Genomic DNA, 21,295 nt, shown 5'->3' on the forward strand with positions numbered 1-21,295 from the left:
TTTTTTGTTCCGATCATTGTTTGCATTATTTGGAATAATTTAAAGCAGACAGGGTTCATAGCTTTAAATTGTAAAGCTGCTATAAATGTATAAAGCTGCTAAAATAAGGTAGGAGGTTAAAAAATAATGACCCAAAATTTAACACCGGAGAAAGATCTTGCAGGATCTGTGATGGTTCTCGGCGGCGGGATCGCGGGAATGCAGTCTGCCATTGATTTGGCCAATTCAGGGTACTATGTATACCTGGTTGAAAAATCGTATGCCATCGGCGGCATGATGGCACAGCTGGATAAGACATTCCCAACCAATGACTGCACCATGTGAGTGATCTCACCCAAACTGGTCGAGGTCGGCCGGCATCTGAATATTGAATTATTGACAAACACGGATCTTCTTTCGGTTGAAGGAGAAGAGGGAAATTTTATTGCCCGGGTGAAAGAAAACCCCCGGTTTGTTGATTTGTTAAAATGTACATCTTGCGGGGAATGCACCAAGGTTTGTCCGGTGGATGTGCCCAGTGAACACAATCAGGGCTTAGCCCCTCGAAAAGCTATTTTTAAGCAGTATGAACAGGCCATACCGGGCGGATACGGCATTTCAAAACGGGGAACAGCCCCGTGTAAGGCCACGTGCCCCGCCCATGTGAGCATCCAGGGATTTATCGCTTTGATGAACCAGGGAAAGTATGCTGAAGCATTGAAGCTGTTTAAGCAGGATCATCCTTTTCCCGGTTCCTGCGGTCGTGTCTGTCATCACCCTTGTGAAACGGTGTGTACCAGGGGGGATGCAGATGAACCCCTGGCCATCCAATATCTTCATCGGTATCTGGCAGAACTGGATTTTGAAGGGGATGATCCGTATGTCCCCGAAATTGCAGAAAAACGCGATGAAAAGATTGCCATTGTGGGGTCGGGACCTGCCGGTCTGACCACAGCCTATTATATGGCGCAAAAGGGATATGGGGTCACCGTGTTTGAAAAATTACCGGTCAAAGGCGGCATGATGGCTGTGGGTATCCCGGAATACCGGTTGCCCAAAGCAGAATTGGCCAAAGAGATTGAGGTGATTGAACGTTTAGGGGTTGATATTCAAACATCGGTTGAATTCGGTAAGGATATTACCCTGGAAAGCCTGAAAAAAGAGGGATATTCTGCCCTGTTCATGGCAACGGGTCTCCATGGCTCCCGGGGCTTGGGCGTAAAGGGAGAAGACCTTGATGGTGTTCTTAAAGGTGTTGACCTCTTAAGAGATGCTGCCCTTGGAAAAGCGGAAAAATTGACCGGGAAGCGAGTCATGGTCATTGGTGGCGGAAATGTGGCGGTTGATGTTGCCCTGACTGCCCGGCGGCTCGGGTCTGATGATGTGACCATGGTCTGCCTTGAAAAACGGGATGAAATGCCGGCCTGGGACTATGAAATTGAAGAGGCCATTGAAGAAAAAGTCAAAATTGTCAACAGCCTGGGACCCCTGAGATTTTTAGGGACAGATGGCATCGCCAATGAAGTCGAATTCCAGGAATGCACATCGGTGTTTGATGAAAACGGCCGCTTTAATCCCCAGTATGATGATTGCAAACTCACCTCCTATGAAGCTGACACGGTTATCGTGGCCATTGGCCAGATGGGGCTCTTGGATTTTGCGGATGCACAAGGGATTGCCTTAACGCCTCCTGGCGGACTGGAAGCAGATCCAATCACCCTGCAGACCCCCATTGACTGGGTATTTGCTGGCGGTGATGCGTATTATGGGCCCAAATCGGTGGTGGATGCCATTGCCAGTGGGAAAACAGCTGCTGAAAGTATGCATCGCTTCATCAACGGTGAAGACTTGGCCGAAGGCCGGGAAAAATCCTGGGATTATGAAAAACCCGATATTCTCGATGTCCCCAGGCTTGAGCGGCCAAGGCCGGTAAAAATAAGTGTTGATGAAAGAGAAGGCAATTTTAAGGAAGTGACCTTGAATCTTGCCAAGGAAGTCATTGATAGAGAGTCGGCAAGGTGTCTGTCCTGCGGGATTTGTTCGGAATGCTACCAGTGTGTGGACGCCTGTCTTGCCGGAGCGGTAAATCATGATGAGCAGGTAAAGATAAGGGATCTGAATGTGGGGTCTGTTATTTTGAACACCGGTGCCACCACCTATGATCCGTCAGTGCTGGATGATACCTACATGTATAAGCGATCTCAAAATGTGATGACATCCCTTGAGTTTGAACGGCTGTTAAGTGCCGGCGGCCCCACCATGGGGCATCTTGTCCGGCCTTCCGATGAAAAAGAGCCTGAGAAAATTGCCTGGCTCCAATGTGTCGGGTCAAGGGATACCAACCGGTGCGGCAATGGGTATTGCTCATCGGTCTGCTGCATGTATGCCATTAAAGATGCCATGATTGCCAAAGAACATTCCGAGAAGACGTTGGATGCGGCTATATTTAATATGGATATACGGACCTTTGGCAAGGATTATGAAAAATATTACAACCGGGCCAAAGACCAGGAAGGGGTGCGATTTGTAAAATCCAGAATCCATTCTGTGGTTGAAGAACCGGGAACAGACAATTTGATTCTAAATTATGCCGATGAAGCCGGCATGATGCAGCAGGAAGTTTTTGACATGGTCATCTTGTCGGTGGGGCTTGTTATTTCCCCGGAGAGTGTGGAACTGGCCCAAAGGATTGGTGTTGAGCTGGACGCGCATAAGTTTGTCAAAACCTCGACCTTCAACCCCTTGCAGACCTCCCGGCCCGGGGTGTATGTTTCCGGGTCTTTCCAGGGGCCCAAGGATATTGCCTCCTCTGTTACCGAAGCCAGCGGGGCTGCCTGTGCCGCCGGAATAAAACTGGCAGGGGCCCGCCATACCCAGACAAGAACGGTTGTCCGGCCGGAAGAACGAGATGTCCTGGGAGAAGAACCCAGAATCGGGGTATTCGTTTGTAAATGCGGTATCAATATTGCCGGGGTAATTGACGTTGAAGATGTTGAAAATTATACAAAAACACTTCCCAATGTGGTGTATACCGGTGAAAATCTGTTTACCTGTTCCCAGGATACCCAGGTGTCCATTAAGGAACTCATTGAGGAGCATCAGCTCAACCGTGTCGTTGTGGCATCCTGTACACCGAAAACCCATGAAGGCATTTTCATGGATACTCTGGAAGATGCGGGGTTAAATAAATATCTGTTTGAAATGGCCAATATCCGTAACCAGGATTCCTGGATGCATTTTCAAGAACCTGAAAAAGCCACCAAGAAAGCCAAGGATCTGATTCGAATGGCTGTGGCAAGGGTGGCAACCTTAGGGCCGCTGCATGACAAGCGGATTTCCGTCATTGATAAAGCATTGGTCATCGGTGGGGGGATTGCCGGCATGACGGCTGCAAAAGGCCTGGCAGATCAGGGATATGAAGTTACCCTGGTTGAAAAGGAAAATCATCTTGGCGGACTGGGAAACCGATTATATCATACCATTGAAGGCGATGATATTCAGGTATTTTTGAAAGATCTTATTGCCACGATTGAAACCCATGACAAGATCGACGTCCTTAAGCAGGCGCTGATTGTTGGATTTGGCGGCTATAAAGGCAATTTTGAGACCACGGTTCTGGTGGGACCCTCCATGGAAGAAAGAAAGATTGACCATGGGGCCATGATTGTGGCAACCGGTGCCACAGAATACCAGCCCACGGAATTTTTGTATAATGAAAGCGACGCTGTGGTGACCCAGCTTGAACTGGCCGACATGATTGAAGAGACTAAGACCAGGGATCTGGACCGCGTCATCATGATTCAATGCGTGGGATCAAGAAACGAACAAAATCCCAATTGTTCCCGGGTTTGCTGCCAGAATGCTGTGAAAAATGCCATTGCCATCAAAGAGCAGAATGCAGATACGGATGTGTTCATTCTTTATCGGGACATGAGAATGTACTCCATGCTGGAAGAGTTCTATACACGAGCAAGAAATATGGGGGTTATTTTTTCACGGTTTGATCCTGAGAATGCGCCGGAAGTGGCCAATGGGGAAGACGGGAAAATGGCAGTGACGTTCACCGATCATGTCCTGGGATGCAAAGTGGAAGCCAGTGCGGATCTGGTTGTATTGAGTGCCGGTGTTCAGGCCGCGGATACGGAAGAATTGGCCACCATTATTAAAACCAACAGAAATGCCGAAGGCTTTTTTATGGAAGCCCATGTGAAACTGAGACCGGTTGAAGGGCCCACGGAAGGTATTTTTATCTGCGGTACCGCCCACAGCCCTCAATTGATTACCGAAACCATTGCCCAGGCCATGGCTGCGGCATCCAGGGCCACCACATTCCTTTCCCAGGAATCATTGACCCTGTCAGCCGTAACCGCAGAGGTCATGCCGGAAAATTGTGCATCATGTCTTGTCTGCGTCCGATCCTGTCCTTATCATGTGCCGGCCATCAATGATGAGGGAGTCAGTTATATTGATCCGGCCCTTTGTCAGGGGTGTGGTATCTGTGCCTCGGAATGTCCTGCAAAAACAATCAAACTAAACTGGTATGAAGATAATCAGTTGCTCAGCAAGGTTGAATCTTTGCTGGAGGGGGTAATATGACAAAAGAGTTCGAGCCTGTTATTTTGGCGTTTTGCTGCAATTACTGAGGGTATTCGGCTGCGGACCTGGCAGGTTCCATGCGGTTGAAAATCCCGGCAAATTTTAGGATTATTCGTGTTCCCTGTACCGGAAAGGTAGATGTTATCCATATTCTGAGAGCCTTTGAAAAAGGAGCGGATGGCGTTTATGTGGTGGGTTGTATGGAAGGGGACTGTCACTATAATGAGGGGAATTTTAGAGCCAGAAAACGAGTTGAACAGGCCGCCAAAATTCTTGACAAGGTCGGCGTGGGGGGGGAGCGGGTGAAGATGTTCAATCTTTCCTCTGGTGAAGGCCCTTTGTTTGCCCAATATTCCATTGAAATGAATAATAAAATTATGGAATTGGGACCCAGTCCTATCCGGCTGGCAAAACAAGACAAAAAAAATGCGGCGTAAATCATTCAATATAAATAACAGGTTAATATGAGGTTCGTTTATGATAATAGCAGAGAAAAAACCCATTGAAGAGATCATTGATGAGGTGAAAGACTTTCACCGGATACTGATACTCGGGTGTAATGAGTGTGTGACGGTTTGTGAAGCCGGGGGTAAAAAAGAAGTAGAGGTGCTGGCATCCGCGTTAAGGATGTATTTCATCAATCAAGGGGATGAAAAGGTGATTGATGAAAGAACGCTTGAGCGCCAGTGCGATCATGAGTACCTGGAAGAAATTCGAAGCAATATTGATGATTATGATGCCATTGTTTCCCTTGCCTGTGGTGTGGGCGTTCAGTTTGCCGCTGAAAAGTATCTGACCATGCCCCTTATCCCAGGGGTGAACACGGTTTGTCTGGGTGCCAATGAGGACAGGGGGCTGTGGACGGAAAGATGTCAGGCCTGCGGTTCCTGTGTCCTTGCCAGGACCGGTGGAATCTGCCCGGTTTCAAGATGCGCTAAAAGAGTCCTGAACGGTCCCTGCGGCGGTTCAACAAACGGTAAGTGTGAGATCAGCAAAGATGTGGACTGCGCCTGGCAGCTGATTGTGGACCGGTTAAAGGCATTGGGTAAAATGGATGATTATGAAAAAGTCGCACCGATCAAAGATTGGTCCACAGATAGAGCGGGCGGACCTAGGACGGTAACCAGAGAGGATGTGAAGATATGAGCAGCTTAAATACGGACAGCAGACTGGAAAAGGTTTTAAAAGCAGGACATATCGGTGTCACTTCTGAATGCGGACCTCCAAGGGGAAGTGACCCGGAAGAAGTTAAAAAAAAGGGATTGTTGATCAAGGATTATGTGGATGCAGTCAATGTGACCGACAACCAGACGGCCATGACCCGAATGTCGTCCCTTGCAGCCTGCGTGCACCTGAAGCTTCTGGGGATCGAACCGGTTCTGCAGATGGTCACCCGGGATAAGAACAGGGTGGCCCTTCAAAGTGATATTTTGGGTGCGGCCTCTTTTGACATTTCAAATATCCTTTGCCTGTCCGGGGACCATCAGAGTTTTGGAGATTGTGCCCAGGGTCAAAATGTTCACGACCTTGATTCCATGCAATTGGTTCAGACGGCACGTTATATGCGGGATGAGGGAAAATTTTTGGGTGGGGATGCCATTAAGCGTCCGCCAAGAATGTTTGTGGGAGCGGCTGCCAATCCCTTTGCCGATCCCTTTGAAATACGGGTACCGCGTCTGGCTAAAAAAATTGCCTGTGGTGCGGAATTTATCCAGACCCAGTGTATTTATAATCTGGATAAATTCAAAGAGTGGATCAAAAGGGCAGCTGACAGGGGATTGACGGAAAAAACCTTTATCATGGCCGGCATGACCCCCATGAAATCCGTGGGTATGGCCAAGTACATGAAAAACAGGGTACCGGGAATGGACGTGCCGGATGATATTATCGCCCGTCTGGCCGGGGTTGCCAAGGACAAACAGGCCCAGGAAGGCATTGATATCTGTGTGGAGCATATCCAGGAACTCAAAGAGATTACAGGGGTTTCAGGATTTCATATCATGGCCATTGAGTGGGAGGAAAAGGTTCCTGAAATAGTTGAAAGAGCAGGCCTTTATCCAAGACCGGAAGTATAGTAGCCGGCCCCGTTAAAACAAAGGAAAGGATACAGGTAAAGGAAAAGCCTTTACCTGTATCCTTTTTTATATTAAGACTATACAAAAAATATATGATTCCAAGGAGACAAAATGGCTGTAATCATAAAGTATATTGTTGTCAGGAATGGAGAGGAAAAGATGACATTTGCGACCAAAAAAGAAGCAGACGCGTATGATAAAATGCTCGATATTGCCGACAATTTGTTTGAATTCCTGGAAAACTCGAAAATAAAATTCAATGAAACTCAACTTGAAGACCTCTCTCTATTTCTGGCAGAAAACAGTGACAAACTGATTCCCCTCCTCAGGGGAATCAATCCAAAGAAAAAAGAAATTAAAAAAGTCAGCGGAAAAGAGAGTGTCCCCAAAAAAAACAAACCACAAAAGACCGCTTAACCGCATTTTATTTTGTATGAATGATGATCTGGGCCTGTCACCACTACTTCCGGTGGGTGCATGGGGATTTTTTCGCCCTGTCCGGCAATATTGCCAGCATCCTCGAGTCGGGGTTTATAGAGAAAATGGGAAATTTGAATGACAATGAACAGGCCTGATACCGATTCTCCGGGAATGCGTTCTTCCCTGTCCCAGTTTTTTGAAGGTGCAAAGGATACCTTTCCTTTAATTGTCGGGGCCATTCCCTTTGGTATCGTCTTTGGTACTTTGGCGGCAACGGCCGGACTTTCCTTTGGCGCCACCATGGGAATGTCCCTGTTCGTTTTTGCCGGTTCCTCACAGTTCGTCTGTGTCGGCCTTGTAACCGCCGGCACGGCATGGCCCATGATTGTGCTGACCACCTTTGTGGTGAATCTGCGCCATATGCTCTACGGTGCCACCATGGTTCCCTATTACACAAATTTGAACCCACTCTGGAAAATGGTGCTGGCCTTTGGCTTAACCGATGAAACCTTTGCCGTGGCTGTGAACCGCTACAGTCAAAAGAACGGGGTTCCAGGCAAGCGGTATTATAATCTGGGTTCCATGATATTTATGTACACCAATTGGAATTTATGTACCTTTATCGGGCTTACTGCCGGGAATGCTTTCCCGGGGATATCCCGGTGGGGACTGGACTTTGCCATGCCCGCTACATTCATCGGTATTGTTATTCCCTATCTTGTCTCAAAACCCATGTGGGCTTCCGTGATCACCGCTGGAACGGTCTCCATCATGGCCGGAGGGCTTCCCCATAAACTGGGGTTGATGGTGGCTGCCATTGCCGGGGTTGTGGTGGGTGTCGTTTGTGAACGTGCATTCCCTGGGAAAAAGGGGCTGGTTTGACACTTTTGGGTACGGGTATTCAGTTGAATGAAATTTATATGATTGTGGGCATGGCGCTGGTGACCTTTGGCATCCGCTATATCATGTTTCCGTTGTCCGGGCACTTTCAATTCCCGGAACTATTTGAACGGGGGCTAAAATATGTCCCACCCGTGGTGCTGGCAGCCATTATCGTGCCGTCCGTGCTCATGCCCACAGGGGAAACGCTCAATCTGAAGCTGAGCAATCCCTATCTCATAGGGGCCCTTACTGCCTGTGCCATTGGCGGGTTATTTAAAAATCTATTGTTGACCATTGTGGTGAGTATGGCCGTATTTATGGGGTTTCAATGGGTTATCGCAGAAATCCCTCTATGAATGAAGTTGTTCCCGATGATATTAAAACAGACTTGGAAAATGCCTGCATCCTTCATGATCGCGCCGTTTCTGACTATGCGCAGTGTATGGAATTCAGCAAATTAATGTCTGATATACTGGCAAGGCTGGAGGATGCCTGTTGTTATCAAACGGCTGATAAAGTGATGTCTGTTCTTCTTAATTGCAATCCCAAAATTGGTGCACACTGCGACAAGTCAATCGTTGTAGCCCAGGCAACAAAAAAATTGAGATAAATTGCGTTATTTTGTTTCTTGAATTGAATGGCGTTAACGGTGATAATGGTCTAATGCCTTTTCAAAAAGGCGAGCCTGGTATATAGAAATGAATCAAATAGACCTAAGAAAATCCTTTTTTCAGGATCAGCAAGGAGCAAGTCATCGGATTATGGAAAAATCATCTAAATTTAACAGATTCGGCAGTTTTCTTTTCAGGTTTTTAAGGGTTGTGGTGGTTCTGGCAATTGCCATTGCATTGGCCAAAGGACTTATTTCCTTAAGAGAGAAACCCGAGAAAAAAGAAATTATCCAAATGCCTCCCAGTGTCAAAGTAATGGTTGTCAATCCGGTTTCAAAAGTCATGATGATCGATGCCTACGGCACGGTAACGCCAAGGAAGCTGGTAAAAATTGCCGTGGAAGTGCCGGGAAGAATTGAGTATCTGCATCCGTCTTTTATTGAAGGCGGATTGCTGAGTGCCGGTGACCTTATGGTGAGCATTGATCAACGATCCTATCAACTGGATCAGCAGACCGGACAGGTAAGGATCCGGCAGGCAAAGACAGAGATTGAGCGGTTAAAACAGGAGATTGAAAACCTGAAAAAGGATGTCCGGCTTTCCAAGGCCAATGTGGATCTTGCCAAAAAAGAACTGGAAAGAATTACCACATTGACGACCAATCAATTTGCCTCACAGAACAGCCTGGACAGAGCCCGGCAGCAATATTTACAGGCGAAGATTCAATGGCAGAATATCGACAATCAGTTGTTATTGACAGATACGGTAATGGAACAGAAAAATACAGCCCTGGCCATGGCCCGGGTTGATTTCCAAAAAGCCGACCTTGCCCTTAAAAAAACCCAGATCAGAGCTGAATTTAATGGATTTGTCCTGAATAAATTTGTTGAAACAGGGGAATATGTTACCCCGGGTCAGGTATTGGGGGCAATGTACCAAAAAGACAGCCTGGATGTGGAGGTGAGCATTCCTCTGGAAAAAATAAAATGGATTGAGTCCTTTTTTGACAACGGGAAAACACCGGATGCAAAAGTAAGGGTGGCCAATTTTGACAGTAATACATCATATGTGTGGGATGCCAAAGTCGCACGATTAAAGGCAAAGATTGATGAAAAGACACGGACCCTGCCCATGACCCTTGAGATACGGAGCCCTGAGGTGAAAATAAAAAATTTGTTTGATTTAAAACCGGGTACATTCGTCAAGTGCAGCATTGTCGGCGAGACATATGAAAATATTTTTATCGTGCCAAGACACCTGTTAAAGGGGGAGGATATCCTTTTTGCGATAAATGACGGTCATTTGAAAATGAAAAAGGTGACTATTTTAAGAAAATTCGAAGAAGAAATTTATATCAATGAAGGACTGAATCCCGGGGATAAAATTATTTCATCTCCGCTTCCCGGTGCCCGGGAGGGAATGGAACTGACTGTCAAACTGAATGGGAAATAAAACATGAAAGCATTGGGCAAATGGTCTGTTGAGCACCGGGTGTCTGTGAATTTAATGATGATTTTTCTCATTGTTGCCGGCCTGTATACGGTTTTAAACATGAAGCGGGAACTGTTTCCCCAGTTTTCCCTTGATATGATCAATATTGGCGTAACATACCCCGGGGCATCCCCGGAGGAGGTGGAAGAAGGGATCTGTATCAAGATCGAAGAGCAGCTCAAAAGCCTGGAAGACGTTAAAACCATGTATGCCACTGCCCTGGAGGGGCACGGATCCGTGACGTTGGAACTGAAAGCCGGAACAGATATCAATCAAAAACTCGATGAAGTCAAAACAGAGATTGATCTGATTGATTCCTTTCCCGAGGAAGCAGAAGACCCGGTTGTCACCGATATTCAAAACAATGATCCGGCCATATATCTGGCAGTTTATGGCGATGTTGACGAAAGGGTGTTACGCGATACGGCTGAGACAATAAGAGATGATCTTGTGGAAACAGATGATATTTCCCTGGCAAGCCTTATCGGCGTTAGAGACTATGAAATTTCCGTTGAAGTGTCTGAAGAAAGCCTGCGACGATTTAACCTTTCCTTTGATCAGGTGGCTGCTGCGGTAAAAACGGGCAGCCTTGATTTGCCCGGGGGAAAAATCAAAACAAAAGGAGGAGAATTCCTGGTCCGGGCCAAGGGAAAGCTCTATACCGGTGAACAGTTTGAACGGATTCCGGTTGTAACCAGGGAAGACGGCACCACCATACAGCTGGGAGAGGTGGCAACGGTGATAGACGGTTTCCAGGATACGGATGTCAAGGCACGATTTAATGGGAAACCGGCTGCTCTTGTTGTGGTTCGGCGGACGGACAGCCAGGATACCATTGCCATTTCAGATACGGTAAAGGCCTATATTGAACAGCACAAGTCGTCTCTTCCCCGGGGCATTACCCTGGGGTTCTGGTTTGATATGGCGGATATGGTCCAGGGCAGGATTGACCTTTTGCTGAAGAATGGTGTCCAGGGCATATTGCTGGTATTTATTGTGCTGGCCCTGTTCCTTGACCTTGGTCTGGCTTTCTGGGTGGCTTCGGGCATCCCCATATCCTTTATGGGAGCCTTCCTTGTTCTGGATTATTTCGGAGCATCCATCAACATGTTGTCTTTGTTTGGGTTTATCATGACATTGGGTATCCTGGTGGATGATGCCATTATTGTTGGGGAAAATGTTTATACCCATCATAAAACAGGCAAATCTGCCAAAGATGCCGTGATTGACAGCGTCGCCCAGATTGGTGCACCGGTTGTGATGGCGGTGACCACAACCATTGTGGCCTTCTTACCCTTAATGCATATTTCAGGGATCATGGGCAAATTCATCTTTATCATGCCCCAGGTGGTGATCTGTATCCTTGTCATCTCTCTTGCTGAAGCGTTTGTCATTTTGCCGGCACATCTTGATCATGCCCTGACACCATCAAAAAAGAACACCGCGTTGATTTACCGCATCTGCTTTTTCTGGCTGGACTGGGTGAAAAAAGATATTTCCGACGCGCATCAATGGGTTCGGGACAGGGTTGAACGCGCCTTAACCGGTTTTATCCGAGTTGTTTATCTCCCGGTGTTAAAGTATTGTGTGAAAAACAGGTACTTTACGCTGGCCCTGGGGTTTGGGGTGTTAATTGTCAGTGTAGGATTATTAGCAGGCGGGCATGTGCCGTTTGTGTTTTTTCCGAAAACCGACAGTAACTGGATTATTTCCGAGATTGTCTATCCTTTGGGAACCCCCTTTGAAGCCACGGAAAAGACCATAAAGCAAATTGAAAAAGGGGCGATGGAACTGAATGCATTTTTCCGGGACCGGGTGGCTGGGAGAAAAAATTTGATTGTTAATCATTTTTCCCAGGTGGGGATCATCCCCAGAAGGGACTGGAAGCCCGGCGTATACGGGGGACATTGCGGGGAAGCCTGGATCGAAATTCAATCCGCATCAGAACGGCCGGATATCTCTGCGCCGGAAGTGACGGCAAAATGGCGGGAACTGACCGGTGATATCCTGGGGGCTGAACAGCTGACCTTTTCCATTATTGGCGGTGGGCCCGGCGGCAACCCCATTGAAATTCAATTGAAGGGCAATGATCTCGAACAGCTGGAACTTTCCGCCAATGCATTAAAAAATGAAATCGCCACCTATCCCGGGACCTTTGATATTACAGATACTTTCCGGCCCGGGAAAATGGAAAAACGGATTCATGTCAAAAAAGGGGCCGAGTCCCTGGGGATTACCATGGCGGATATTGCCACACAGATACGGCAGGCCTATTATGGGGATGAAGTGATGAAAATCCAGAGAGGCAAAGACGATATCAAGGTGATGGTCCGGTATTCCCAGAAAGAGAGAGAATCGGAAGCCAGTATTGATGCGTTAAGGGTCAGGACCCGGGACGGTCGAGAAATTCCATTGAACCAGGTGGCGGATATTGAAATGATCAGGGGGTATTCAACCATTCAGCGGGTGGATCGAAAACGCATTATTACGGTCATTTCCGATATCAATGAACATATTGCCAATGCAAGGGAAATCGTTGAAGACCTTAAACAAAATTATCTGGAGACCCTGGTCAACCGGTTTCCGGGAGTAACCTATGATCTGGAAGGTCAGGCCAAAAGGACTGAAGAATCCATTAACAGCTTGAAAGTGGGATTTTCTCTGGCAGCAATGATCATGTTTTTACTGCTGGCCAGCCAGTTTAGATCCTATATTCAGCCGGTGATTATTATGACAGCGATTCCTTTTGGGCTTATCGGAGCCATTGTCGGTCACTATCTCTTGAATCTGGATATCACCATGATCAGTATTTTTGGCATTGTTGCCTTGTCTGGAATAGTCGTGAATGATTCTTTGATTTTAATTGACTTTACCAATTCAAAGGTCAGGCAGGGGACACGGATATTTGATGCGGTTATAGCAGCCGGGCAAAACCGTTTCAGGCCGGTTCTATTGACCTCGGTGACAACGGTTGCCGGACTTTTTCCGCTGCTTCTGGAAACCAGTTTCCAGGCACAGTTTTTAATTCCCATGGCCGTGAGTATCAGTTTTGGTTTGATTGCGGCCACTATTTTGACCCTTGTTTTTGTTCCGTCTTTATATGTGGTTATCAATGACCTCACAGGGGTTTTTATTGTCAGAGAGGAGATGATCCCATTCATTGAAACAAAACGATCAATAGGGAAATGACAACATTATGGAGACGATATTTAATCCGAATTTTTGGGTCACTGAGTGGGAAAAAGACAAAAAAAGTGATACCTACACTGTCCATAAAGGGTTTGCCACTCCGGAATACTGGGACAATGCGGCACGGTCTTATAATCGGAATAAACGGGAAGTCCGGAATCGACGACTGGAAAAAACCCTTGATTTTTTCAAAAAAAATGGGCTTTTGTTCGAGGGAATGACCGTCCTTGAAGTCGGGTGCGGGACTGGAATGCTTTCCCTGGAACTGGCAAAACAGGGTGCCCGGGTGACAGCCCTTGATTTTTCCCGGGGAATGCTGGACGTATTTAAACAGGATATCCCGGATAACTTGAAAGAACAGATTACTCTTCTTCATGAAGACTGGTATAAAATAGACATAGACGCAAACGGTTGGAAAAAGAGCTTTGACCTTGTGATTGCATTCATGTCACCCGGTGTTGCCGGCCCGGAATCCTTTTATAAATTGATGAGCTGTTCAAAAAAAGGGTGTGCCATCCGGGGCTGGGCAGCAAAAAGAGTCCATCCGGTTCTTTCCGACTTGTGGCAAAAAATTATGGGAACCCCATTGGCGGATAAACCCCAGAGTATTTTGTATAAGATAAATCTCTTGTTTTCCATGGGGGTCTTTCCGGAGATTACCTTTGATACCATTGAATGGGAGCAACCCGTTTCGGTGAAAGATGAATTTGACAGCCAGATGGCCTTTTTTCAAAAGGTCAGCAAAAAACCAGCAGCCGAACTTGACCGAATTATCCGCCATTATCTGGCTGCCGTCTCAACAGACAATCAGATTGTCAGACAGCATAAAGGATTGACTGCCACGGCTGTCTGGAAGATAGACGAGCCCCGTCTGTAAAGTGGCATATGGTAACGGGATCAGGGCGATTCCGGTTCAATGTCGCTATGGGGGCAGGCATCAATTTTTTTTACAAAATCTTTAAACTTTTTAAACGTCTGTTTGTCCATGGCATGCTCTATATGACAGGCGGCACGGTCTGCCGTTTCTTCATCCACCTTTAATATTCGATAAAAAAAATCTTTTAAAAAAATATGCCGGCGTTCTATTTCCAGGGCGATTTTTCGGCCTTCCGGGGTTAACGTCACATACCCATAGGGTTCGTAGTTAATCAACTTGTTGCCGGCAAGCTTTTTTAACATGCCGGTGACAGACCCTCTTTTGATGTTTAATTTTTCGGCAATATCCTTGGACCGGGCCACGGTTTTTATGGTCTGCAACTCCAGAATCGTTTCGAGATAATCTTCAAGGCTTTCTGAAAGGTGTTCTTTTTTCATCAGGGAATGTCTCCGTTAAATGTATTGCTATATGTTTATATCTAATTATTTAGTAAGTCAAATATTTATTATGCTGAAAGAGCTAATTTTTTATTGACACAAATAAAAGTTAGGAGTAAAAAACATTTTACGGTTTACAAAATTTAACGAGTCTTTACAAACAAGGAATGGACTGTGGGAAAAATTAATCTAAGGCAGATGAAGATAAATCAAAAAGGGATCATTTCCCGTGTAAGCGCAAATGGTGAGCTTGGCAGGCGGCTCAGGGATATGGGATTAATTCCAGGCAAGACCATCACTGTAAACGGCAGGGCCCCGCTATATGATCCGGTTTCGTTAAAGATTATGGGATTTACGTTGACACTTCGGAATAATGAAGCAGATCATATAGATGTAGAGGTGTTATAAAATGAATACAGCCATCGCATTGGCGGGGAACCCCAACTCTGGTAAAACCACTCTTTTTAATGAATTAACGGGTGCCAGGCAGCATGTGGGCAACTATCCGGGAGTCACCGTCGAGAAGAAACAGGGATACTATCAGGGGGATATGGGTGCATTTGACATTATTGATCTTCCGGGAACCTATTCTTTGACAGCCTATTCCCTGGAAGAGGTTGTGGCCAGAAATTTTCTGGTGAATGAGATCCCCTCGATGATTGTGAATATCGTTGATGCATCCAATCTTGAAAGACACCTTTATCTGACGGTCCAGTTCATGGAAATGGGTATCCCGATTTGCATTGCCCTGAACATGATGGATGTTGCAAAAAAAAGAAGAATGGAAATCGATATTGACACGCTTTCAAGCCTGTTGAACATTCCGGTTGTTCCCATCATTGCCCGGCGAGGTAAAGGTAAAAAAAAACTCATGCAGACGGTTGCCACGGCTGCTCATAAACGGGTTGAACCATTAACGATTTCCTATGGACAGGATATGGATAAAGCCCTGGATGAAATGGAAGAGATCATTCAATCCAAAGGCTTTCTAACGGATAAATATCGGGCCCGATGGACGGCATTAAAATATCTTGAGAAGGATCATCAGATCATTGAATTGGGATATAAAATGGATGCAGCCGTTGCCCGGCAGCTGGATCATATCGTTCAAGGCGTTGCAAAGCATCTGTCTGCCACCCTTGATATCCATCCTGAGGGGGTGATTGCAGATCAGCGGTACGGATATGTGAATTCCATACTCAAACAGGGGGTTCTCAAGGTTTATCAAGAGGAAAACAGGCTTCAGCTTTCGGATAAAATAGATCGGGTTATGATCCATCGGTTTTTTGGGCCCGTTATCATGGTAGCCGTATTAATGGGACTGTATCAGTTTATTTTTTCCTATAGCGGGATTCCGGTCGCCTGGTTTGAATCTTTTTTCGGCTGGGTCTCGGGTATGGCAGACGACGTGCTGCCCGAAGGGGTATTAAAATCCCTGGTGATATCAGGGATCATTGATGGCGTTGGCGGGGTTTTGGGGTTTGTGCCCTTGATCATGTTCATGTTTTTTGGCATTTCATTTCTGGAAGATTCCGGATACCTTGCCCGAATGTCCTTTATGCTGGATCGGGTGTTCAGGATGTTCGGTCTTCATGGGGGGTCTGTCATGGCATTTATCGTGTCCGGCGGTATTGCCGGGGGATGTGCCGTGCCCGGGGTCATGGCCACTCGGACCCTGAAATCGCCAAGAGAACGACTGGCAACACTTTTAACGGTGCCGTTCATGAGCTGTGGCGCAAAACTGCCCGTGTTTGCCCTCCTGGTGGCCGCCTTTTTTGCTGAACACCAGGCCCCGGTCATGTTGTTGATCACACTGATCTCCTGGCTTGGCGCTCTTTTGGTGGCCAGGCTTCTCAGGTCCACACTTATCAAAGGTGAATCAACCCCATTTGTAATGGAACTTCCTCCCTATCGGCTTCCCACCATGAAAGGACTTTTAATTCATACCTGGGAAAGAACCTGGCAGTATATGAAAAAGGCCGGGACCGTAATTTTAGGGATTTCCATTGTTTTATGGGCCATGATGACCTTCCCGGGATTGGAGGAGGCCCAGGTGAAAAAATTTGAAGATCAGAGAACGGCCATCTCATCCGTGACGTCGGCTCAGGTGTTGACTGACATAGGGACACGCGAAAAAAAAATGCTGACAGCCGAGGCCCTTAGGGTAAAAAACGGGTTGTTACAGATTGATATCGCCCATGCCCAGGCAGTGCTCAAGCACTCCATTGCGGGTCGTGTGGGGACAGCCGTTGAAAGCATCACCCGGTTTGCCGGTTTTGACTGGCGCACCAATATTGCCTTGATCGGTGGAATCGCAGCAAAAGAGGTGGTCGTTTCCACCCTGGGAATAGCCTATTCTCTGGGAGCGGTTGATCCGGATCAAACAAGCTCTCTTTCGGACAGACTTAAAACTGAAAACGGCTGGGGGCCTTTGACGGCATTCAGTCTGATTTTGTTTACGATTTTTTATTCACCCTGTTTTGTGACGGTGGTCTGTATCGCAAGGGAATCCGGATCATGGAAGTGGGCTGCGTTTTCTGTTGTTTTCAATACATCGCTTGCGTTGACAATTTCTATTGTTTTTTATCAGGTTGGAATGTTTATTTCGAATTAAAAAAAAGGAAAAAAGACCATGGATGAAATTATCGTTGGGATTATCGTGGCCGGTGCCATTATCTTTACCGTTAAAAACGCTGTGAATACCTACCAGGGAAAGAGATCCTGTGATTGTGGCAGTGGGTGTTCCTGTGCCTCAAAAGATTCCTGTCCCCAGGCGCTTCAACGGACAAATAAAAGAATAGAGGGGTGAAAATTCATATTATTCGGTGGGCAGCCGGTTAAAGATAGCGGGAGTTTTCTTTTTTTAGGTTGTCAGATGCTAGAATAATATTATAATAAAGGCATATTCACTATGACGATAACATCAATTTTTCTATGAGGTGCTTAATGACTGATGACAATACACCGATTACCCCCGAAATAGTTGAAGATGAGAATGAAAAGAAAGACGGACAACTGGTTCAGCAAAACGTGAAACCGGAGATTTTATACCTGATTCCCATAACCGGCCGGCCGCATTTGCCGGCTCAGGTTCAACCCCTTATGGTCAGCAAGAAAAGATGGGAAGAAACGCTGACAAAAGCAAACAAAGATACAAAAGGGCTTTTGGGGCTTGCCTATCTAAAAGAAGTGAAGGGGAAATACGTGTACAAAGACGATTTTCCTAAAGTCGGCTGTGTCATCAGGATGATGAATATGGTTGACGTTCAAGGGAATATCCAGTTTATCGCCCAGGGGCTTGAAAGATTTCGTATTAAACGGTTCCTTTCGGACAAGCCGCCTTTTGTGGTTGAGGTGGAGTATTTTGAAAAAATAAAGGAAAACGAAGATGAGCTCAAGGCGTATGCCATTGCCATTATCAATTCCATCAAGCAATTGCTGTCATTAAATCCGCTATACTCTGAAGAAGTAAGGCAATACCTAGGGATGTTCAGTCCGGATCAACCGTCGCCGCTGACAGATTTTGCAGCGGGAATTACCACGGCATCCGGGGATGCGTTGCAGGAAGTGTTAGAACTTGTTTCTGTCAGGGAACGCATGAAAAAAGTGATGATGCTGCTGCAGAAAGAAATAGAAATCGCCAAGCTTCAAAGCCAGATCCAAAAAGACGTCAACACCCAGGTGGATGATAATAAACGAAAGTTTTTTTTAAAAGAACAGCTCAAGGCAATTCAAAAAGAGCTGGGATTGCAGAAAGATGACAAAACCTCTGATGTGGATAAATTTAAAGCAAAATTTGCAGACCTGACACCCCCCGAACATGTGGTGAAACGGTTTGATGAGGAGATTGAAAAATTATCCGTTCTCGAGACCGGCTCTTCAGAATACGGGGTCACCAGAAATTACCTGGATTGGATCACCTCTTTTCCCTGGGGGGTCCATTCCGAAGATAATATTGATATTCAACGGGCAGAAGAAGTTCTTGACCGGGATCATTCAGGGCTGTCGGACGTCAAAGAACGGATCATAGAATTTTTTGCTGCCGGGGTTTATAAAAAAGATATTTCCGGCTCCATTATCCTGTTTGTGGGCCCTCCGGGTGTGGGGAAAACCTCCATTGGAAAATCCATTGCTGAAGCCCTTGGTAGAAAATTTTACCGGTTCAGTCTGGGGGGGATGCGGGATGAGGCTGAGATCAAAGGGCATCGAAGAACCTATGTGGGGGCATTGCCCGGAAGACTGGTCCAGGCGTTAAAGGATACTGAGGTGTCAAATCCGGTGATCATGCTGGATGAGGTGGATAAAATCGGTGCCTCTTACCAGGGAGATCCGGCCTCGGCATTGCTGGAGGTCCTTGATCCTGAACAGAACACTGAATTTATGGATCACTACATGGATCTTCGTATTGATTTGTCAAAAGTCTTATTCATCTGCACGGCCAACCAGCTGGATACCATTCCCGGACCACTTCTGGACAGGATGGACCGGATTAACCTGTCCGGTTATATTACGGAAGAAAAAATGGAAATTGCCAGAAAGCACCTGTGGCCCAAACTTTTAAAACGAAATAAGCTGACAACCAAGATCATCACCATTACAGATCCGACCATTCGGTTTCTTATTGAGGGATATGCCAGGGAAGCCGGGGTCCGGGGGTTGGAAAAGCTGTTGAATAAAATCATCAGAAAAAGCATTGTGAGCATATTAAAAGAGAAAAAAGAGAAGGTCCGGGTCAACATTCAATCCCTGGAAGATTACCTGGGGCCGCCGATTTTTAAACATGAAAAGCAGATGTCGGGTGTCGGCGTGGTGACCGGTCTTGCCTGGACCCAGCTCGGGGGAGTGACCCTTCCCATTGAGGCTGTCCGGGTCCATGAAAAAGTTGCGGGATTTAAACTGACCGGAAAACTCGGCGATGTGATGCAGGAGTCTGCCACCATTGCCTATAGCTTTGTCAGGGCAAATACGGGATCCTTTAAAATCAGTAAAGAATATTTTGATAAGGCGTTTATCCATATCCATGTGCCTGAAGGCGCAACCCCAAAAGACGGTCCCAGTGCCGGGGTCACCATTACAACGGCACTGGTTTCCCTTGCCACCCGAAAAGTGATCAACCGTCCCCTTGCCATGACAGGAGAGATTACCTTGACCGGAAAAGTCCTTCCCGTGGGAGGCATAAAAGAGAAGATCATTGCGGCACGACGGTCCGGTATCCAGGAGATTATTCTGCCCGACGGATGTATCCCTGAGTTTAAAATGCTTCCCGATCATATAAAAGAGGGCATTACCTTTCATTTTGCAAAAAAATACAAAGACGTGTTTAAGATCGTATTTAATGACCTCTAAAGCCGTCATTGTTTTTTTAAAGGCCCCTGAAACGGGCAGGGTAAAAACAAGGCTTTCCCAGTCATTAAACACGACGTTTGTGCTGGACCTGTATAAAGGGTTTGTCGTGGATACGCTGGACGTACTGGAATCGGCCCAAGATACATTCCTTTACGTCTGGCCTCCGGGAAAAGCGGAGGCGCTTCAAAAGTGGCTTGGCAGTCAATATCTGTTTTGTCCCCAGCAAGGCGAGGATCTTGGTCAGCGGATGGGCAATGCCTTTGCAGACATTTTTAAACGAGGATATGATGCGGCCTTACTCGTCGGTACGGATATACCGGAACTCACCCCAGCATTGATTTCCCGGGCCGAGACGGCTCTTCAAACCACCGATGCTGTGATCGGGCCCTCAAGTGACGGTGGGTATTATTTGATAGGGTTTCAAAAATCTGGTTTTTCAACAAGCGTTTTTAAGGATATTGACTGGTCCACGCCTGCCGTGCTGGATCAGACGCGACAGGCCATGAACCATCTGTCCCTGCGTTATGAACTGCTGACTGAAATGGATGATATTGATACGCCGGAAGATTTGAATGCCTTGATGGCGAGGGTGAAAAAAGGGGGCACCATCGGCATGCAAACGCTTAAGGTGCTGACGTTATATGCAGACGGATATATCCATTATCATACCGGTATTAAATGAACAGGATCAGATATGCCGGATACTGTCAGCGATTTTTCAGCAGGCGTTTCCAGGAAAACTTGAAGTAATTGTGGTGGATGGCAGCAAGGAGGGAACGACCCTTTGCTGTATTAAAAATCAAGCTGTTATCCCTCTAATGTCCCCTCCGGGAAGGGGGTGCCAGATGAATTCCGGTGCCCGAATTGCTTGCGGCAGGATTCTATTATTCCTTCATTGTGATACCCGCCTGCCGGAAGGCGGGTTGGCAGCCGTGCAGACCGTCATGCAGAATCCATCCGTAAAAGCCGGTGCCTTTGACCTGTCGATTGATGGAAAAGGCCTTTTTTACAGGATGGTTGAACGGACCGCGTCTGTCCGGTCCCGCCTCACAAAGATCCCCTATGGAGACCAGGCGATTTTTATCCGGAAAAATTATTTTCACCGCATGGGTCAGTATCGTGAAATACCCATCATGGAGGATGTCGACCTGATGCAAAGAATTAAACAGGACAACGGCCGAATAACATTTTTAAATACCCGGGTATCCACCTCTCCAAGGAGATGGGAAGAAGAAGGAAAGGTCTACGGCACCCTTAGAAACTGGGTGATTTCAGCCTTGTATCTTTTGGGCACGAAACCTGAAAAACTGGCCGCGGTCTATAAAAATTTTTCCGGTGCCCCCCCTGGCAGGCAGTGAGTTAAACTGCCCGCAGATGATATGAAAAAAGCAT

General features: G+C 46.7%; 18 protein-coding genes. 17 read left to right on the plus strand and 1 reads right to left on the minus strand.

What is annotated here, in order from left to right; translation table 11 throughout:
- The first annotated feature begins 126 nt into the window (after positions 1-126).
- From Q1Q15_RS15505 to Q1Q15_RS15555, 11 genes are all read left to right on the plus strand, one after another.
- Positions 127-4,575, plus strand: a complete 4,449-nt coding sequence (locus Q1Q15_RS15505; RefSeq protein WP_300461848.1) for an FAD-dependent oxidoreductase — start codon at positions 127-129, stop codon at positions 4,573-4,575.
- On the plus strand, positions 4,572-5,012 hold the full coding sequence (locus Q1Q15_RS15510; RefSeq protein ID WP_300461850.1) for a hydrogenase iron-sulfur subunit: 441 nt from the start codon (positions 4,572-4,574) through the stop codon (positions 5,010-5,012). Before Q1Q15_RS15505 ends, Q1Q15_RS15510 begins: the two co-directional genes overlap by 4 nt.
- A 40-nt stretch (positions 5,013-5,052) precedes the next feature.
- Positions 5,053-5,721, plus strand: a complete 669-nt coding sequence (locus tag Q1Q15_RS15515; RefSeq protein ID WP_300461853.1) for a methylenetetrahydrofolate reductase C-terminal domain-containing protein — start codon at positions 5,053-5,055, stop codon at positions 5,719-5,721.
- Positions 5,718-6,650: a methylenetetrahydrofolate reductase gene (locus Q1Q15_RS15520; protein ID WP_300461856.1), complete on the plus strand. Its 933-nt coding sequence runs from the start codon at positions 5,718-5,720 to the stop codon at positions 6,648-6,650. The genes Q1Q15_RS15515 and Q1Q15_RS15520 overlap by 4 nt, the downstream gene beginning before the upstream one ends.
- Positions 6,651-6,761: 111 nt before the next feature.
- A complete protein-coding gene (locus Q1Q15_RS15525; protein WP_300461859.1) occupies positions 6,762-7,067 on the plus strand; it encodes a YebG family protein in 306 nt (101 codons plus the stop codon).
- Between the two features lie 138 nt (positions 7,068-7,205).
- A complete protein-coding gene (locus tag Q1Q15_RS15530; RefSeq protein ID WP_300461861.1) occupies positions 7,206-7,952 on the plus strand; it encodes an AzlC family ABC transporter permease in 747 nt (248 codons plus the stop codon).
- Positions 7,949-8,308 (plus strand): AzlD domain-containing protein, encoded by a 360-nt coding sequence (locus Q1Q15_RS15535; protein WP_300461863.1) that lies wholly within the window; start codon positions 7,949-7,951, stop codon positions 8,306-8,308. Before Q1Q15_RS15530 ends, Q1Q15_RS15535 begins: the two co-directional genes overlap by 4 nt.
- Positions 8,305-8,562 carry a hypothetical protein gene (locus tag Q1Q15_RS15540; RefSeq protein ID WP_300461864.1) on the plus strand — a complete coding sequence of 86 codons (258 nt, stop codon included), beginning with the start codon at positions 8,305-8,307 and terminating at the stop codon, positions 8,560-8,562. Before Q1Q15_RS15535 ends, Q1Q15_RS15540 begins: the two co-directional genes overlap by 4 nt.
- 151 nt (positions 8,563-8,713) lie before the next feature.
- Entirely contained in the window at positions 8,714-10,015 is a 1,302-nt protein-coding gene (locus tag Q1Q15_RS15545) for an efflux RND transporter periplasmic adaptor subunit (protein WP_300461865.1), read from the plus strand.
- Positions 10,016-10,018: 3 nt separating this feature from the next.
- Complete coding sequence (locus Q1Q15_RS15550; protein ID WP_300461868.1) at positions 10,019-13,243, plus strand: efflux RND transporter permease subunit; 3,225 nt, start codon at positions 10,019-10,021, stop codon at positions 13,241-13,243.
- 7 nt (positions 13,244-13,250) lie between these two features.
- Positions 13,251-14,120 (plus strand): class I SAM-dependent methyltransferase, encoded by an 870-nt coding sequence (locus Q1Q15_RS15555; RefSeq protein ID WP_300461870.1) that lies wholly within the window; start codon positions 13,251-13,253, stop codon positions 14,118-14,120.
- A 20-nt stretch (positions 14,121-14,140) separates the two neighbouring features.
- On the opposite strand, the gene Q1Q15_RS15560 is transcribed toward Q1Q15_RS15555, so the two are convergent.
- Positions 14,141-14,557 carry a metal-dependent transcriptional regulator gene (locus Q1Q15_RS15560; RefSeq protein WP_300461873.1) on the minus strand — a complete coding sequence of 139 codons (417 nt, stop codon included), beginning with the start codon at positions 14,555-14,557 and terminating at the stop codon, positions 14,141-14,143.
- A 174-nt stretch (positions 14,558-14,731) separates the two neighbouring features.
- Here Q1Q15_RS15560 and Q1Q15_RS15565 point away from each other — a divergent pair, with 174 nt between their 5' ends.
- From Q1Q15_RS15565 to Q1Q15_RS15590, 6 genes are all read left to right on the plus strand, one after another.
- Positions 14,732-14,965 (plus strand): FeoA family protein, encoded by a 234-nt coding sequence (locus tag Q1Q15_RS15565; RefSeq protein ID WP_300461876.1) that lies wholly within the window; start codon positions 14,732-14,734, stop codon positions 14,963-14,965.
- Position 14,966: 1 nt separating this feature from the next.
- Positions 14,967-17,171, plus strand: a complete 2,205-nt coding sequence (gene feoB, locus Q1Q15_RS15570) for a ferrous iron transport protein B (protein WP_300461878.1) — start codon at positions 14,967-14,969, stop codon at positions 17,169-17,171.
- A gap of 18 nt (positions 17,172-17,189) precedes the next feature.
- Positions 17,190-17,366, plus strand: coding sequence for a FeoB-associated Cys-rich membrane protein (locus tag Q1Q15_RS15575; RefSeq protein WP_300461881.1), 177 nt, complete (start codon positions 17,190-17,192; stop codon positions 17,364-17,366).
- Positions 17,367-17,503: 137 nt separating this feature from the next.
- Entirely contained in the window at positions 17,504-19,903 is a 2,400-nt protein-coding gene (lon, locus tag Q1Q15_RS15580; protein WP_300461882.1) for an endopeptidase La, read from the plus strand.
- Entirely contained in the window at positions 19,893-20,585 is a 693-nt protein-coding gene (locus Q1Q15_RS15585; protein ID WP_300461885.1) for a TIGR04282 family arsenosugar biosynthesis glycosyltransferase, read from the plus strand. Before lon ends, Q1Q15_RS15585 begins: the two co-directional genes overlap by 11 nt.
- Complete coding sequence (locus Q1Q15_RS15590; RefSeq protein WP_300461887.1) at positions 20,545-21,261, plus strand: TIGR04283 family arsenosugar biosynthesis glycosyltransferase; 717 nt, start codon at positions 20,545-20,547, stop codon at positions 21,259-21,261. Before Q1Q15_RS15585 ends, Q1Q15_RS15590 begins: the two co-directional genes overlap by 41 nt.
- Positions 21,262-21,295: the final 34 nt, after the last annotated feature.

This window comes from Desulfobacula sp. (genome assembly GCF_030145145.1).
Taxonomy (GTDB): domain Bacteria; phylum Desulfobacterota; class Desulfobacteria; order Desulfobacterales; family Desulfobacteraceae; genus Desulfobacula.